This window comes from Corynebacterium sp. HMSC034H07 (assembly GCF_001815175.1).
GTDB classification, from domain to species: domain Bacteria; phylum Actinomycetota; class Actinomycetes; order Mycobacteriales; family Mycobacteriaceae; genus Corynebacterium; species Corynebacterium hiratae.
In genome coordinates this window covers 1-17165 of sequence record NZ_KV819518.1, presented here as the reverse complement: position 1 = coordinate 17165, position 17165 = coordinate 1, and the positions used below count along the sequence as shown (strand labels likewise).

The 17165-nt window shown below is 51.8% G+C and carries 10 protein-coding genes; 6 read left to right on the top strand and 4 right to left on the bottom strand.

From position 1 onward, the window contains the following. Positions 1-521, top strand: a 521-nt coding sequence (locus HMPREF3009_RS13010) for an ATP-binding protein (RefSeq protein WP_198531114.1), incomplete at its 5' end; no start/stop codon positions are given. Between the two features lie 538 nt (positions 522-1059). Here the strand turns inward: HMPREF3009_RS13010 and HMPREF3009_RS13435 are convergent. From HMPREF3009_RS13435 to HMPREF3009_RS04425, 3 genes are all read right to left on the bottom strand, one after another. Next, complete coding sequence (locus HMPREF3009_RS13435) at positions 1060-3183, bottom strand: hypothetical protein (protein WP_158010563.1); 2124 nt, start codon at positions 3181-3183, stop codon at positions 1060-1062. Then, positions 3184-4542, bottom strand: a complete 1359-nt coding sequence (locus HMPREF3009_RS04430) for a glycosyltransferase family 4 protein (RefSeq protein WP_070680281.1) — start codon at positions 4540-4542, stop codon at positions 3184-3186. 69 nt (positions 4543-4611) lie between these two features. Then, a complete protein-coding gene (locus HMPREF3009_RS04425; RefSeq protein WP_158010562.1) occupies positions 4612-5442 on the bottom strand; it encodes a hypothetical protein in 831 nt (276 codons plus the stop codon). Between the two features lie 286 nt (positions 5443-5728). Here HMPREF3009_RS04425 and HMPREF3009_RS04420 point away from each other — a divergent pair, with 286 nt between their 5' ends. Beyond that, complete coding sequence (locus HMPREF3009_RS04420; protein WP_070680275.1) at positions 5729-6988, top strand: nucleotide sugar dehydrogenase; 1260 nt, start codon at positions 5729-5731, stop codon at positions 6986-6988. A gap of 1214 nt (positions 6989-8202) precedes the next feature. Continuing rightward, complete coding sequence (locus HMPREF3009_RS04415) at positions 8203-9999, top strand: heparinase II/III domain-containing protein (RefSeq protein WP_070680271.1); 1797 nt, start codon at positions 8203-8205, stop codon at positions 9997-9999. On the opposite strand, the gene HMPREF3009_RS13430 is transcribed toward HMPREF3009_RS04415, so the two are convergent. Further along, on the bottom strand, positions 9986-11377 hold the full coding sequence (locus HMPREF3009_RS13430; RefSeq protein WP_158010561.1) for a sialidase family protein: 1392 nt from the start codon (positions 11375-11377) through the stop codon (positions 9986-9988). The genes HMPREF3009_RS04415 and HMPREF3009_RS13430 overlap by 14 nt on opposite strands. Before the next feature lie 164 nt (positions 11378-11541). Between HMPREF3009_RS13430 and HMPREF3009_RS04405 the strand changes: the two genes are divergently transcribed. From HMPREF3009_RS04405 to HMPREF3009_RS04395, 3 genes are all read left to right on the top strand, one after another. Continuing rightward, positions 11542-12447, top strand: a complete 906-nt coding sequence (locus HMPREF3009_RS04405; RefSeq protein ID WP_070680264.1) for a UTP--glucose-1-phosphate uridylyltransferase — start codon at positions 11542-11544, stop codon at positions 12445-12447. Between the two features lie 364 nt (positions 12448-12811). Beyond that, on the top strand, positions 12812-15007 hold the full coding sequence (locus tag HMPREF3009_RS04400; RefSeq protein WP_070680261.1) for a KAP family P-loop NTPase fold protein: 2196 nt from the start codon (positions 12812-12814) through the stop codon (positions 15005-15007). 410 nt (positions 15008-15417) lie between these two features. Beyond that, entirely contained in the window at positions 15418-16815 is a 1398-nt protein-coding gene (locus HMPREF3009_RS04395; protein WP_232760924.1) for an APC family permease, read from the top strand. The last annotated feature ends 350 nt before the right edge of the window (positions 16816-17165 follow it).

Sequence of the window (17165 nt, the reverse complement as noted above, 5' to 3'; positions counted from 1 at the left end):
CCCAACCGGGCTGGATATCAGGTGTCTACCTAACAGGGGTCAGGTCCGCAACTAACTGGCGGGAAAACCCGACCAACATTCACATCCTCGCACCGACCGGAGCAGGCAAGACATACATTGCCTGCGCCATCGGCATCGCCGCATGCAAGGCCGGATATTCCGTGGCGTACTACCGGCTGGATCAACTTGTAGACATGCTGGCGGTCTTCTCACCGACTGACCAAAACTACCTCGATAAGATGCGGAAACTGATCAACGTCGATGTCCTTATTATCGACGACTTTATGACCATCAGCATCAACCAGCGCGGGCAAGAAGACCTAACCAAGATCATATTCGACCGCGACGGAAGGCTCCCAACACTGATCTCCTCCCAATCAGCCGCCGCCTACTGGGTTGAAACACTGCCAGACAGAGTCGGAGCCGATTCACTCGTAAGCCGCCTCAACAACGGCCACCGAATCCATATCGGAGACTTCGACATGCGCAAAGCCACCGCCCCAATAGAACCGGACGAATAAAGCAAACAGCCGGGCCGACTCCGTCGGCCCGGCCCCGGTACCAACTACCCGGAACCCGGCAGTACCGGGTCTCCGGAACACCGGTACCAAAAACCCGCATCTGACACAATCGCCTACGCGCTAAGCGAAGGAGAAGAACAACCGCCTAAACATAGTGGATTGTCGTCTATTCGTGCAAACTTGTCGGCTCTGGTTTGGGACTAGATTAGGAGGCATAGGAACGGGTGCCCGTGGCTTCTGGCACCCTAGGCCATGAAAAGTGAGGCGCTAATCCCGATAACCTCCTGAAGCCGCTCAGCCCCACACCTAAGGGAGTAACGAATTGCGTCACCGGAAGGTTCTTTACAAAACTGTTGGTAGGCAGTCGGGAAGAAACCGTACAGCGTTCGCGGTAGAGGGTTCTCAACGACATACAAGGTGCAATCCCATAACAACAAGTGCTTTCGAAGAACGCTCTCTAACTACACTCACTAGACAGGAACGCACCTGCTGCGTGATTGCTTTCCAGAGGCCGCGTCCAAGTCAATATACGGGAAAGCTATCGGCGTTCTCTTTTCTTTGTGGTAGCAACCTCTTTCACCTTTTCCCACCGGTTATCCCACGTCTCCGAAGAGAATACTTCGTCCCACTGCAGTTCAGTTGGATAGCAGTTAGCGGCCTGTCGCATTACCTCTTCGACATTCTCGGGGCCCCTAGCGGGCAAAGCCACTCCATACTTTTTGAAGTAGCGATAGTTCGGAGAATCCTTATAGACAATAAAAGGGATCATTCTCTCAAGGTACGAGACAGCTTTGAAGGCAAATGCATTTTTCCCATACTCGGAATCCAGAAGTAATATTCCGATGTTTCTCGTAGTCCTTGAATTATAATATTCAAAACTTTCGGTCAAAATGCGAATTTCTTCGAGGCCGTTTAGTCCTAGCTCCATCAGCCAATCTTCCAGAAGTTGGCTTTCTTCTTCCCGAACCACAAAATCTGCATAAACCTGGCGGTCTGCCACTAAGACTATCTCTTTCAGCGCTCTCAAGTAAGTCTCCATCGAGTAAAGCTTACTAACACCACCGGTATAAACGAAGGTCACACGGCTATCGTCCGGCTCGCTTTCAAGTGAAGCTGGGGCAATATTTCTTGGTGACAGAGCTGGAGGAAGCTCATCATCAATGAACTGTAGTTCAAAAAAGCGCGTAGCCAGCTCAGAGTAGTGTTTTCCGCTTTCAACAGATGGAGCTATCAAGCCGCCCAGGCTTTTAGAAAAGCGACGAAACTCGAATTCGCCAAAACGAAGGGTCTTAGCATCGATTTGCCCGGACTCTTGGAGCGTTTCGTCTAGCCAGTGGACATCGCGAACAAAATACAAGCTTTTAAGGGTCGATTCATGAGACAGGTAGTCAACTAATCGCGAGACAATAAGAGGCCCATCGAACTCAAAGATTGGATTAGTACTGTTCTCTCCGTAGAAGAACTTGAATTCCACTCCCTCATCGATGAGATACTTAATCAATTTCACTCGGCGTTCAAGAATGCTCGGGTTGAAGCTCAAGTGAATAGGCTGGGATTCCCGGGCCATTGCGAGGTACATGTTTCTAATTCGTTGAGGTCGTGCCCCATTCGAACGATTCTCTAGGGCGGCAACAGAAAAGAATATGTTTAACGAGGTGGCATCACCAAAGTCCTCGAAATACCTCGGGAGCCCACCAGCTAATGCGAGATTGAGAACTTCAATAAGAGGTCTTCCGCTAAAATAATCTGGGGAGACACAAGCTTTAGCACTCGGCGAATTCGTTCCAACAAAACGAGATAGTATATGGGGGACAGAACCTACTTCAATGCTGTTTTTACCGTAGGAGATAAGTTCATGCTCGACCGAATGAGTCGCAAAGAGCGAACCAGCATTGTCGTCACTAGCGCAGGCGATAGCGGATAGAGACTCTGCATCGTTATCTACGAAAATCGCATCGGTAAACCCGGACGTTCGGAGCGCAGCCGTGTTGGTGAGCTTACGCCCTATTTGCAAATCGCTATACCAGAAGAAGCTATTGACCGGTTGTAAATGTACATCAACTGTTCCTAACCCAGACGCAAGCCCATTAAAGCCGAGATCTTCAATGCTTGATACAGTCCCTCTTTTTGTGTGATCATAGAAAACAACTATGCGGTTTTCATCGCTCTGGGAAAGATTCCAATTAACCGAACTGCCGTCCGCATTAATGTCCCAAAGAAAGTGGGGAGCCTCAGAACCGATTGATGAAGCCTTATACATTTCCCAAGCATTGAAAAAAATCAACGCAGCCGAAGAACGCGAAATACCTTTAAACTGATTGAGTCTTTTTTTTCGACGGGAGCTAATATCCACATCGCCAGGCATCATCAATGAAAGAACTGGGATGTGTTTCCCCAGTGGCTCACACAACAAAGCCGATTCAAAACCGATAGCGAGTATCTTCTTGAAACCAGCCTGATGAGCGAAAGAGAGAAGCCACTTCTGAAACTCATAGCTATTTGGGTCTCGCGCCCATACTGGAACTTCTGGAGTATCGGCACCCATAAAACGGTTGTCGCGGAGGAAATACACCAGAGGCGCGCCACCACTTTCCTCCAAAGCCTTAGTTACTAGACCGACCGTAGGGCCGATTCTGCTCGCGAATATCAGTGTCCTATTCATTTAAAAGTCTTCACCTCTCATTAGCTGCACTTCCTTGTCTACCGTGAGCGCAGGAGTACTCTGTTCCCGTACACGCCTCGCTGCGGCTTTGGACATTTGAGAAAATCTTTCCGGATCATTCATTAACGAAAGAACTTCTTCGAACCAGTGATCAAACTGCTCTTCGTCGCCTAGGACCGCGCACGAATCATCTACAAACTCTGGGATTGCGTCAACAGGTGTGGTAATGGGGACCAATCCGGAGCTCATCGCTTCATCCCTTGAAACTCCTTGGGTATCCCATCGGGAGGGAACCAGAAAAATCCCGTGTTCCTTATGAAGCTTTGAGATCTCGTTATGAGATAAATATCCACGGTGTATAGTGACATTTTCATCGTCTGCAAACTGGTCGAAGAAGTCAAAATACTGACCGTCCCCTACGATAGTGGCCTTAATTCTCGGCCAAAGATCAGTCTTTTTCAGCCTACTCAGCATCTTCGCTGCCAAATCAGCTCCATAATTCCATTTGCTGGCATTACGGATCCACAAAAGATTAAATCGTTGCTCTACCGGCTTTTCTCGATAGGGAAACATATCACTGTCGATGACGTTGTGTATAACGGCGGTTCTGCAATCATCAAAGGGGACTAGGACATCCTCACTTACAGCGCGCTTCCACCATTCAGACACGAAGATAAATTTGGTGATTCCAGAATCATCCTTATACATCTCGCGCCAAACATCCCTTGCCCTGAGGTTTCGCTCAATATGATCATCGAGAGATTTCCGGTCAGCGATCTGATAGGGCATACGGGTCCAATTGCGCACCTCATATCCATGAGAATAAACCAAAAAAGGGGTCTGCTTCGATACGTTCCGTTTGAGCGCAGCCCACATATCGGGGTTCATGAAATGTACGCTTATGGAGTCATACTGTCGACTGCCAAGAAGCCCGAGCAGCTCATCGTAAAAGCCGGAGAGAACGTTGACTCCATCGTAAATATAAACGTCCTTTTCCAGCCTTTTGCCAAATGCCATCACGTCGATTTTTAGGCCTGCCTCTTGGTAAAGTTTAATACGACGATGGATGAAACCGTTTGCATACTGATTATCCAAGGAGGTGTACTCGTTTGCGACAATCAGATGGCGATTTTTAGAAGATTCTCCCTCTTCAGTTTCTTTTAAAAATTGCCTTACAAAGGCAAATTTTTCGTCTTCATGGACTTCCTTAGGCGACGCTGCTTCGGCGCCTTTTCCGACTGAAAAGGTAGGCCTTTGACGGAAAAGATACTCATTCTCAAAATATAGCCTATTTATAAATTCCTCATCGGTGTAGGTGCTGCCTACTAAATCTCTGTCGATGCCCCAAGAAAATTTCAATTGTTACCTACTTCTTTTCAACTGTGCCGCGAGCGGCACTTTATCCTTTCTTGCTTACAAGACAAGAGTCTACAGCCCTAAAGTCCTTCGTTCCTCCCCATTGGTGAAGCCGATCGTTGTAAAATCTCGCACATCTGCGCGCAGGACCCCTACGATCTCCGAGAGAATTCTGCCAAGTTCCCCACGGGGGACGGGAATGTGCCCAGGATCACCATCGAATAGTTGAATCCACGTGCGCTTAAGACTCGTTAGTTCGTCGAGAAATGGTTTTACTTGGAGGTCTAGGAAACGGCTGTCATTCGAATTTTGAATAATTAGCAGATCAAAGTCTTGCCGCTGATTGACCTGTTGGGCCAAATTTGCCTGTAGGAACTCCGATTTTACTCGCTGCATGGGCGTTTTAGTGTCAACACCATGGCAGACCTTTAAATAGTCAGATAGAGTCGATTTTGGTGATGATTCTAGATTCAACCGTGGGTTCATAGCGAGCACGGTCGATCCGGGGAAATCCTGCGCAAAGTTAATGGCTGAATATCCGCCGCCCGATCCTCCAAACAGGACGGTATTTTTGCTGCCCATTTTTTCTAATGTGTCGGCAAGAATGGGGCTCAAAATTTTGCGAAACTCCCCGATTTCCCTGTCTCCCAGGAACCATGCACAGGCGATCGGGCCACGGTCAAGGGAGATATCGGAACAAGCAATCAAATTCATGCCAGACATCTCTGAAATGCTCTCGCCCTGAAGATATGGAATAGTCCTCTGGCGAGGGGAAAGAGCCCCGTGAAAAACTATTAGAGTCGTATCAGAACCTCGGTCCCTAATCAAGAGATCGATTAGTCTTCCTTTGTGTTCAATGGTGTGAAGCCCTTCTCCCAAAGGCAGACGCAGGAATGATTCCACGGATTGGTACCTTCGGGCGACTTCCCATTTGCTGATAGAGCGCCGTCTCTGAAACGTCTCTGGCATCTCAATTTTACCCTTCTTGTGTGCTCCACGAAGTCTCTAATCAAGAGATTACAGCTGTTTAGACTAGCCTAGCTCGTCTCTCAAAAAATTAGAGGCTGTAACAATAGCTGCTTTTGCCAGCCGTCTTTCCAAAACTAACCATTCTATCTAGTGCGCTTGCTATCAACCCTCTATACTAGAAAATCGGTTAACATACAGCAGCTTTCCGATTGGAGTAGAATTGCAAAAAGTAGCGACCATCGTCGGCCAAGGATACGTAGGCTTGCCTCTCGCGCAAGAAGCCGCGAAGTCCGGATGGAAAGTTTATGGTTTCGACGTTTCTCAGAGGGTTGTAGATGGGCTCAACGCCGGAGTCTCCCATGTGGATGACTTGTCGGATTCCGACGTCCAAGAAATGCTACAAAATGGTTACACGGCAACCGCATCACCCGCGGTGCTCTCAGAGAGCGACGTCATTGTAATTTGTGTTCCGACTCCATTGGGAGAGGCTGGTTCCCCTGATCTTTCCTATATCGAGGCTGCTTCTCGCACTGTCGGTAAGAACCTTTCTAAAAACACAATTGTAATTTTGGAATCAACTACTTACCCAGGAACCACGCAGGAAGTCTGTCTTCCAATCCTCGAGCAAGAGAGCGGTCTAAAGGTTGATTCCGAAATTTTTGTCGCTTTTAGTCCAGAGCGCGTTGACCCTGGCAGGACAGATTTTGGAATTAAAAATACTCCCAAACTTGTTGGTGGGGTTACTCCCGAAAGTACCAAGTTGGCGGCAAATTTCTACAGGGCATTTATTGAAAATGTTGTCGAGATGAGTGGGCCAAAGGAAGCCGAAACCGCAAAGCTTCTCGAGAATACTTTTCGGCACGTCAACATTGCCCTCGTCAACGAAATGGCGAAAGTATGTCACGAGCTTGACATTGATATCTGGGAAGTTATCCGGGGTGCAGCAACAAAGCCTTTCGGCTACATGAAATTCACGCCTGGGCCTGGGGTAGGAGGGCACTGCATCCCTATCGATCCGAATTACCTATCCTACGAGGTTCGCCGTAATCTCGGGTACCCTTTACGATTCGTCGAACTCGCCCAGGAAATCAATAACTCGATGCCTGTATATGTTGCGACGAGAGTAGCTGAACAGTTAAACGATCGCGCAATTGCTCTCAAAGGTTCGAAAGTACTATTACTCGGTGTCACCTATAAAAAGAACATTGCAGATCAACGCGAATCTCCGGCCCTCCCGCTAGCGCAGGAACTCGCTAGGAGAGGCGCCGAGGTTTCGTACATAGACCCCTATGTGGACACCTGGAACTTTAATGGACATGAGATCGCCTCTGAAAAAGATTGGGAAGCAGCCATTGCGGCGTCCGACGCCGTGGTTCTTTTGCAGCATCACAATGAATTTGACGTAAATGCAATCTCTGCGGCGTCTTCGACGTTCCTTGACACCACCGGTACAGTCGACGACGTACGCAGGCGACTTTAATCTCTCATGTTCGTATGTCCGCGGTCGACCTCTTTATTGCACTAAGAAGCAGTCCGCCGAACGCAAGAGCGTTCAATCCTGTTGCCCCAACGCAACGACGAAAGCTGGGTGCGTTGTGTCTGTAGTGAGTGAGAAGTTTGGATTTAATCCAAAAGGTTTGGTGAGGCTTTGGAGGGCTGCGTTGTCTGACCGATGAAGGCGTACATCCTGGTGGAGAGTATTTCCATCCTGTTAGCGGGCAAGTCTGCGGCATCTGATCTGGCGCCGCATGACTAGTGGCTGGGCTTAAGCAGTCCGGCTACGCAACGCTGAGTTTCTCATCACTTGCTTGACGGTTGTGTCCCTTAGTGTGGTGTAACGCTTGCTGATGGTGGGGTCCGGAAAGTAGTGGGCGGCCACCGCCAGTTAATCTTTCGACTCAACTACCGCATTTCGCCGAAGGGCCTATGCCGATGATCGAGGCATTGATGCGTATCGGGATCGTTTTACAATCGAGTTCACTTACACCATATTGGAGAGTAAATATATAGGACATGTCATTACCTTCCGCGGGTACTGGTACTCAAAAGCTTCGGGATTGAGCACCCCTTAGTGACGCGTCTGTTATAGAACATATTCGAGACGTTCACGCCGAAACTGTGATGGCTGCAGCGTGCGGAAAACGTGACACACATTTTGCATCGAAGGCATTGCCAGTCGTGGTCGGTATGACGCGTCTGGCCGTCCTGTCCGGTAAAGGAAAATGGTACGTCCGACACAACCGCATGCCACAAGGATTGGAGCTACTACGGTGCCTTTCATTAGTCGAAAGATCAACGCTTCGGACAATTATGCGCTCATTTATACTCGAACGTGGAGGGATGTCGTCGAGGTAAACAGTGTAACGCTTAAATGGGGCAGGTGGATGGAATGGTCCCCAAGCTCCATCAGATCCTTTGCTAAGGAGCGTCGCCTGAATTGAACCAGAGTATTGATACCACAATCAAAACCCGACAACAATAAAACAAGACGCAAGGTACAGCCCTAGGGGGAGCGCAGGGCACTTTATACTACCAATGGATTGGAGGCTGAACATATCCAGGCGTTTTCCTTCAAATCACCTTTGACACTGGGAACCAAATAGCGTTCCGTTATAGGCATTTTTCTTAAAGTTAATTGAAGGGTTGTATTTAATTGTTTTCGGGATCAATGTTGACTATTTCGGAAGGGTGAAAATGTCTTTTTACAATGCTCCAAATCGAGGGCGAACTATCTTGATTTCCGGTGGCTTGGGGCGCATAAACAAGATTTCTCAGGTGCTGGGGGGCATGCTCGTAATTCATTCCTATCCAGAAGTGTTTTTTAACCCGGAGGAGCCGTTCTGGTCGCAGATTGAATCTCAGGGCTTACACCCGACTGTGCGCTTCTATCTGCATTCGCTGAATTGGATCGACTTCATCGTAGATCAAGCTGCGGAAATGCCCGAGGACGAATGGAGTGAAGAGGTTTCCGCGGGAGCGGAGTTCGTACGAACTGTTGCATGGCATTGGTGGGAAATGAACCTTGTGTCCCCGGAGTGGAAAAACGATGAACACGTCTGGGGCGGGCATGCTGTTGCGATTAGAGCGGCGTCGTTAAGCGTGCTGAGCGAGCTTTATCCTGAGGACGAATGGCTTTATGAGGCCATCACGTACCACGGTCAGTGGTTGTTGGAGCATTTTGATGGTTATTGGAACCATGGACTGTCCCAGGCGCTGGCGCTAATGATCGTAGGGGGTAGGCTGAGCAACGAGGAGATGCTGGACACTGGTGCCAAGCGCGCCGTAGCTTGCCTCGAGGTCATGATTGACAAGGAAGGCGCCATCAACGAACAAGCGCCCGAGTACTCGAATTACATTGAGCGCCTGCGCAGCACTGCTGTGGATGCACTCGAGATGTTTGATGCGCCTGGAGCGGAAAAACTTAAAGCGAAGCAGAGGCCGCTGGAAGAGTTCATCGCGCACTCTTTGACCCCGGCAGGAACCTTTGTCGAGGTAGGCGACTCGATGCCGCGGCGTCCAGAATATGTTCGTGGAGGGGCGTTGGAATACGCGCTATCGAATGGTGTAACTGGGCCTGAGATTCCGCGCGTCAAGGTTTATGATGCTGGCTACATTTTTGGGCGCTCGGGGTTTGGTCAGCGCAGGCCTAAGGATTTGGAGAGCTATTACACCTTGCGCTTCGGGCCGCCGCGGCAAATTCATGGGCATTTTGATCATCTCTCACTGACTTACTGGGACCGCGGAAGGAACATCATCGTTGATGCTGGTCATCCTGGTTATGTGAGGGGCCCGTTACGTTCCTATGCCCAGAGCCGCCTAGCTCATAATGTGCTTAGTGTTCGTGGGAAGGAGCACGACGTTGAGGCAGCCTCACGACTGGTGGATTACCAGATTGAGGAATCGTGGTCGGCGTTCGATCTTGAGGACACCGCTTGGGAAGGCCTTCACTGGAATCGCAGTGCGTGCTTTGTTGATTGCGGCCCCTTTGTGGTTTCAGACAGCCTTGAACCGACGCGCACTGTGGAGTACGCGGAGCAACGTTGGAATGTGGCCCCAGAGTTTGAGTACGTGGGCTCGCAGTACGAGACAGTTCGATTCCGGTCTGTTGTCGATGGAACCCAGTTGGTGTTCATCCGCTACGGCATCGATGGATCGCGCTACTTTGACCCGACGGATGCAAACCTCGCTCGAGGCGACCGTGCCAACCGGCGCGGAATCGTTTTCCGTAACGAGCAACCCACGGACACGTGGACTGTGGGCTTTGGACGCGCGAGCCGAGACTTTGGGTTGCTCACCGCGGTAGTGGTCGCCAAGCCGGAAGACAAGGTGGAGTACACATTCAAAGAGAACGGGCCCGGCAAACGCGTACTGCGCATTGTTCGTGGAAGCCAGACCTTCCTCTTTGATTACGACGTTAAGTCGCAGCGAGTACGGGCATTGTCCGCACCCGTTGAACGAGGGTACGCGGACGGTGGGCTTACTCCGCGCTGATGCGCTCCGCCACCGTACGGTTGATACGCCAATCAGCGCGGCCTTCGCTGAAGCCGGAGTAGTACAGCTCGAAGTTGAGGTCGTCTCCGCTGCCGTGAGGGACTAGGGCCGACTTGTAGAGGTTGGGGTAGCCGGACTCCTCGTGGGAGATGATCGGGGTGTCCGAGCGCTTCCAAGTCACACCGTCCTGAGAACGCAGAAGGTAGAGGTTACCTTGCTTGACCGTGCCTGGGATGATGTGGACGAGGCCGATGTATTCACCGTCGTAGAGTTGGACGTCGATGTGCCACAGGCGCTGCCCAGACGTGAGGCCAGGGTCAAACGACACGGTGGTTGGTCCGGACCAGGTTTTGAGATTCGAGCTTTCGTAAAAGACCACGCGATTAGGCACACCACCGCCGTTGGCTACGCCGTAGAGGCGCCATTTCTCTCCTGTCCAGATGAGGGCTTGAGACATGAACTGCGGCTCACCGGTCCAGATCTCTTCTTTTTCAGACCAGTGCACTCCGTCGTCGGATTTCACTAGGTAGATACGGTTGGTTTTTCCGTTCGGGCGATCGACCATGCGCCAAGTCAGGTACATTTCGCCGCTAGGAGCCATGACGAGCTGGGTGTCGGAATTATGCGGGTTAGGCTTGCCCAACTGGTCATCGATGGGGTTGTTTAATCCGTCTGGAACCTGCCAGGTCCAGCCGTCGTTGGAGACGAGCACATTCGGATCCTCAGCGCTTTCATCGCTGGCTGGGTACGGGGTCATCGCCATCCAGTACTTCCATCCGTTCCAACCATTCTCAAAGTAGAGGACTGAAGGGTGGGTGGCTTGGCCGCTGCCTTCGTGGGTGGGGAGGTTCAGCTGTGGACCACGAGGGGCAGTCCACGCCCACAATGGATCTTTATCTTCACTGGTGGCGAGCCGGTCTTTGATATCGGCTACGTGCTTCGCAAAACCAGGGGAGGGCTCCACGGAGGTGACGGGGGCAGGAGCTGTGCTTGTGGTCGATTCCGCCGAGGAGCTGGGTTCCTCAGTAGGTGCCGGGGAGGTTGAAGGGTGAGTGGACTCAGGCGTGGAAGTGGGAGTGCTTGGAGTTGTTGCAGGGGTGGTGCTCGGTGCTGGGGCCGACGAGGAGCCGTTGGAAGAACCGACTCCGGGCAGTATGCCGGTGATGAGCGCTAAACCGCCGACACTTGCTGCAAGCGCTACGAGTGCAGCAACGGCCTGCCGGACCTGTTCCTCATTGAACTGGGGAAGGGCAGGCATCTGGAAGGATGGGAATTGTTGTGCCTCTGCAGGTGCTGGGGTGGTTGCCTGTCCGGTAACCAGAGAGGCGGTGAGGGCTAAAGCAACGAGTGCTTTACCGGTGCGTGGCGGTCGACGCATGAGAGACTCCTTTGTGCATGAGGACGAGACAAATCGAAGTCTAGTTTGTGGTGACGTGTGAGGCAGGGGAACGGGGTGGACATCGACAAGCGCGTGCGCCACAACTTCCGTTCTTTAGTAGGCCGAGGTCCTATGCGGGATCCCCAGTACATTAGGATTGACCTATGGCTAATTCCACTTCCGTCCGCACTGTTGTTGTCCCCGCAGCGGGTATGGGTACGCGTTTCCTGCCTGCGACTAAGACTGTCCCGAAGGAGCTTCTGCCTGTCGTGGACACACCAGGCATTGAAATGATTGCCGAGGAAGCTGCGGGTGCCGGGGCAACACGGCTAGCTATTGTGACCTCGCCTAGCAAGGACGAGGTCATGCACCATTTTGATGAGTTTCCTGACCTGGTTGAGATCCTGCGTGCTCGTGGAAAAGATGAGCAGGCAGCGAAGGTGGAGCGTGCCGCGCAGATTATTGATCCCGTAGCTGTTGTCCAGGACAAGCCTTTGGGCCTAGGACACGCTGTTGGTTTGGCGGAGTCCGTCTTGGACGAGGACGAGGACTACTTTGCTGTCATGCTTCCTGATGACGTCATCGAGCCCACTGCAGCTATGAGCGAGATGATTCGTGTGCGCCAGGAGCATGGCGGATCGGTGCTGTTGGCTGTTGAGGTGGATCCGGCACACGTGTCGAACTATGGCGTGTTTGATATTGAGGACACCGACGAGGACAGCGTGAAAAAGGTTGTTGGCATGGTGGAGAAGCCAGCAGCGGAGGACGCACCGTCAAACTTCGTCGCAACTGGCCGCTACCTGTTGGACCGCGCGATTTTTGATGCTTTACGTCGCATCAAACCGGGTAAGGGCGGGGAGCTGCAACTGACTGACGCGATTGACTTGCTTATCTCGGAAGGCCATCCTGTTCACGTCGTGGTCCACGATGGTATCCGCCATGACCTTGGCAACCCAGCAGGTTTCATTCCCGCCAGCGTGGAGTTTGGCTTGCGCCATCCAAAGTATGGACCGGGGCTCTTTCGAGACATCGAGGCGATTATGGAGAAGTATCGGCCGCATATGGGGTAGGGAATTCGGGCAAGTGCTCCGGCTTACGGGGGCTATCCAAATCTTGAGGTTACCCAATCTACTTCGTCCCCAAACAGCCTAGGTTGCTGCGCATCGTGTTCAAACCCCTTTAGCTCAGCGCCGTATAGTTTCTTCAACCAAAGTTCGTGGCAGAGCCCGAACTGAGGGCAAAGAGTCTGTGGGAAGCTACAGAACTTAGAAGGGGAGCGATTGCTGGAGAATTCCTACTTGGGGTGCGTAGCAGGAGTAGCCAACGAATAATTCCGAACCTGATTCTAGATGGACCCAGTCTGGTAAGAACGCTTTCACTCTGTCATACGAACAGAGCAAACACTATTCATTTTTGCCAACAGAAGAATTGGAGATGGCTAACGAGATGGAAGCTGATTTCTTACGCGTTGGAGCTGATGATTCGGTGGGTGAGGACATACTTTCTAGGGAGCGACTGGTTGATCATGCTTGCCAAATGATCCGTAATGTTCATTCGGAGGAGAGTAGCTCTGTCGTTGGTGTAGTGGGTGCTTGGGGGTCCGGAAAAACTTGGGTGATGGAGCGTGTGGCTCAGGAGCTTGAGGCCAGTGAGTTTGATCGATGGAAAATTGCCCGATTTACCCCGTGGGCTGTTGATAGCCCAGAGGAATTAATTGGTGAGTTTTATCAGTCAATCGGTGAGGCTCTCGATCTGGGCAAAGATGAGCGGTTCCAGAAAATCGTTGCGCGGGTCGTGCGCTTTTCTGGTTTGTTTGCTGGCATGGTTCCTGTTGCTGGCGGGACTATTGCAGCTACTTCCGATGCCGTAGCCGACTACCTGGAAAGACCAAAGTCATGGAATTCACTGTTTAGTGAGGTCTCTAAGGTGATCCAGGAAAAAGGGTTCAATGTATTGGTTGTTGCTGATGATATTGACAGGTTGCAAAAGCCTGAACTCTATTCTCTCCTTAAAGTTATTAGGCTGTTGGGGCGATTCCCTGGAATTACTTTTCTCCTTTCTTTGGATGTCGAGGCTATTGGGAGTAGCGTCGGGGCTGACATGTCTTCCGATGCAGCCGGCGCGGGGGCTGTCGGTCTCAAATATTTAGAGAAGTACATTCAGTATCGAGTTGCCGTTCCTCCGCTCACTGATTTTCAGAAAACGAAATTGATTGAGCTAGTTCTGTCTTACTGTGAGGATAGTTCGCAATTCGAATTTGATCACACAAGCCATGAGATCCATACATTTATACAGAACTGGCTTCGGCTGCCCGTAACCATCAGAACCGCACAGCGATTTGCCCATCAGCTTCTATCTACGTTGGCACAGCTCAACCCGGCTGAGGTTGATTTAACCGATGTCCTAAATCTGCAGCTCCTGCAAACGACCTATCCCTTTGTTTTTAACCGACTCCCAAAATACAAAGAGATCTTGACTCGTTCGGAGAGTCTTTCAGAGAAAGATCGATCCTACTTTGAAAAACAATTGATCATGGGAGTGACAGGAATTGAGAATTGGATTGAAAGGCCTTCAGTTCGGGGGCTTCAAACCTCTAATCCGCATAGCAGCTTATCGGAGGCAGAGGTGGTTGTTGGTGTCTTGCGGGAACTATTTCCAGTCCTTGATCAGGTAAAGGGAACTTGGAAAGCGGGAACAGAACGAATTTCTGATCAGAGCCATTTTGATCGATATTTCACACTCAACATTGATGATGATGACTTGTCAGAGTTAGAGGCCGATCGGGTGCTGAAAGACGCAGCGAAAGGAAAGGCCTCAGAATTCGAATCGCTCTTGGAGTGCGAAGATACAAACTTACGGTACGTTATTGCCAACCGGTTGGAGCTCAGCTTCGAGCGCTTAGAACCTGATTTTAAACCAGAGGAATGTTCACGAGTCTTGATGGCTGCCGTTCGGGCACTGAACACTCGGGAAAATATGCCTGGAGCTGCCAACAGCTGGCTAGTCTGGTTCATAGTAAATCTTATGTCCACGGCACGTCTAAAATTGGAAAAATCATCGATTTTGAGTCTCTTGGCACACGGGGAGAATCACAAAAATGTAGGCCCACTCATCGCTCGGGGAGTCCTCAGGGAGAACTATGGCGGTTTGCCTCCAGCGATGTACATGGCGTTCGTAGAATACGGCAGAGTCCTCATTGCTTCCTTCATCGACGATATGGCAGAAGGGGATCGCGCGCCTCTCAATGTCTATTGGAGGATTAACAGCTTTATTTTTCTATATAAATTGTGTGAGATTGATGGCGCGCATCAAATAAATTTTGATCCTAGCGTCGAATTTCGGAGAGCTTTCGAAGCTGGGGAGTTTTCGGCGGCGGACTTTGCATCTAGGTTTGTTTCGTTGGATTCTCTGGCTGTTGGAGGTAGCGGTAATGACGAATACAAAATTGAAGTATCGCTGATCGAGTATTTTCGAGACTTTGATGATCCTTTTTTCGACGCTCCAGTTCACCGAGATGAGCATGTGGATGTTGATACCTGGGGAGAACGCAAAGAATTTGCACGGGGACGATGCGGCGAAAGGAAACAGCATTCCTCGTCGAGTGAGCGCCTTGCGCGGCTTGACTTATGAAAACCCGGGCAGAGCTGGGGCTTCTTAGTGTTGCGGCGCGCTATTTGGCTGACGGTTAAATTGCAACAGTTGCTGACGGTAGGCGACGGGAGCTTAGGCGCAAGTCGGACGTCGTCAAGCGCCCTGCGTGGGAGTCGGGATACGATCCTTGGGCGAACACGTAGGGACCCAGTAAGAGCGTAGAGAGTCCGGTTGATTGGTGACAGAACACTGCGATGGTCAACATCGGTTATGTTCGTCGAATGAGAGGTGGAACCCTGAGTTGGATCTATTAGAGCTACAGCACACCTAACCAAGAACCTCTAGACTTGCCAGAAACGCGCGCTGGGATCGTCCGCAAGGTCCTGGCGCTCAAGGTGAATTGTCTGGAGTGAAACTACATGTCGGAGAATGCGACACTGCGGAAAACGATGAAGCCCTCGTGGGTCTTTGCCATGGCGTTGGGTGCGGCGATTGGCTGGGGCGCCTATATCTTGCCGTTCGACTGGATGCAGAAGGCGGGGCTTGCGGGAACACTCATCGGCTTTGTCATCGGCGGCCTGATGATTGCCGTTATTGGTTTGAGCTACGGCTTTACCATTCGCGCGCTGCCGCTGACCGGTGGTGGCGTGGCGTTCGCTATGGCTGCGCTCGGCCGGACTCATGCGTTTATCGCGGGATGGGCGCTGACGCTGGGGTACTCGTGCGTTGTCGCGTTGAATGCGTCGGCGGTCACGCTCGTCTTCCGTGTGACTTTCCCTGAGCTGGTTATGCGGGGCGTGCTTTACGACGTCGCCGGGTGGACCATCTATCTCCCCGAAGTAGCCATTTGCTCACTGTTTATCCTTGTGTTCGCGTGGTTGAACTCCAAGGGTGCTGCGCTCTCCGGCCGGTTCCAGTTCTTTGCTGTTGTGCTCATGATCCTGGCGGTGGTGGTTATTGTGGCGTCGATGGTTATCTATTACGTCGCCGCGCGCCCGGAGCTTGCTCCCGCCTTTCCTGTAGATGTGCCGCCGGCTGCGGCGGTGGCAACCATCATTGCTTTTGCCCCGTGGGCCTACGTGGGCTTTGATTCCATTCCGCAGTTGGCGGGCGAGTTCAATTTCTCGCCACGGAAGGCGCTAGGCCTTCTGATGTGGGGTATTACTGTCGCGACGGTCATTTACATGGCGATGATGCTGGCGACGTCGATTGCCGTGGGCACCCACCACGATGCTTTCGAGGGCGAGGCTTGGCCACCGGCAGCAGCCATCAGCGAGGTGATGGGGCCGGCTGGTTTGGTGCTCATGGTCGTCGCGGTCAGCGCGGGTGTGCTGACAGGTCTTAATGGTTTCTACACCGCGGCAAGCCGCGTGCTGTTTACGCTGGGGCGAGCGAACTTGGTCCCGCGCCGCCTAGGTGAGTTGAAGGGCAAGGAGCACGCCCCGCGCAATGCGATTCTTTTGGTGTGTGCGGTGTGCCTGGTGACCCCATGGTTCGGGCGCGCGGCGTTGACGTGGGTCGTCGATATGTCCAGTGCTGGCATCACGGTGGCGTATTTCTACACTTGTTTCTGCGCCTGGAAGATTGCGCGCACCGGGCAGGTTCCGGGGATGCCGAAGCCCATTGCGCCCAACAAGTTCTACGAGTACTTCGCCCTGGCTGGGTGCATCCTCTCCGTCGGGTTCTTGGCGCTGCTCTTTGTTCCGGGCTCGCCTGGCATGCTCGGAACGGCCCCGCTTATCGCGCTGGTTGTTTGGATTGTGCTGGGGCTGGCGTCGTGGGCCATCAAGAGCCGGCAGCTGAAGGATGTGCCGCCGGAGGAGACGGCGGCGTTGATTTTGGGGTAGCAGATCGATATCGCTGGTGTGCTCTTACGCAAGTACGGGATTTGTAGCTTTGATCGGGGCAGGGGAGAGACGTCGTCAAGCGCACGCGTCTTGTATACGCTAGCCCCGACGAGCTCCCGCAGCGCTGAGCTCAGGGCGTCGGCAAGCTAGGCGGCTGAGGACTCGTGGGGTAGCTCCACTTCGTGTCCACTAAACGAGGGTAACCTCTCAAAGAGGCTGTTAAGGAATTGACGTACGCTTCGCACTTAACTGTTAAGCGTACCTTTCTAGTTGTCAGACCTTAAAGAGAATCCATGAATATCCAGTGTGGAGAATTAACGGGCTCTTCCGGTTTTGGGGTGCGTAGCGGG